The organism is Burkholderia sp. YIM B11467 (assembly GCF_052952715.1).
Genome location: NZ_JBQVSQ010000036.1, coordinates 1 through 647, shown reverse-complemented (window position 1 = coordinate 647; position 647 = coordinate 1). Strand labels below are relative to the sequence as shown.

The 647-nt window shown below is 69.4% G+C and carries 1 protein-coding gene; it reads right to left on the bottom strand.

The genetic code is table 11. From position 1 onward, the window contains the following. On the bottom strand, positions 1-647 hold a 647-nt coding region (locus tag ACTRWB_RS38105; protein ID WP_446904917.1), incomplete at both ends, for an acetyl-CoA C-acyltransferase.

Genomic DNA, 647 nt, shown 5'->3' with positions numbered 1-647 from the left:
GACGTGTCCCAGCCCATCTGCTTGTGCACCGCCAGCGCCTGCGCCGCGAACGCCTCGTTGATCTCCATCAGGTCCAGGTCGCCCGGCGTCCAGCCCGCGCGCTCCAGGCACCGACGCGAGGCCGGCACCGGGCCCATGCCCATCACGCTCGGATCCACGCCCGCGTTCGCGTACGCCTTGATCCGCGCCAGCGGCGTCAGGCCGAGCGCCGCCGCCTTCTGCGCCGACATCACCAGCACCGCCGCCGCGCCGTCGTTCAGGCCCGACGCGTTCGCCGCCGTCACCGAACCGTCCTTCGAGAACGCCGGCTTCAGCCCGGCCAGCGATTCCGCCGTCACGCCGTGACGCACGAACTCGTCAGTCGCGAACTGCAGCGGCTCGCCCTTGCGTTGCGGAATCGACACCGGCACGATCTCGTCGTTGAAACGACCGGCCTTCTGCGCCGCTTCCGCCTTGTTCTGCGACAGCGCCGCGAATGCGTCCTGCTCTTCGCGCGTGATCCGGTATTCCTTCGCGACGTTCTCCGCCGTGATGCCCATGTGGTACTGGTTGTACACGTCCCACAGGCCGTCGACGATCATCGTGTCGACCAGCTTCGCGTCGCCCATCCGGAACCCGTCGCGCGAGCCCGGCAGCACGTGCGGCGA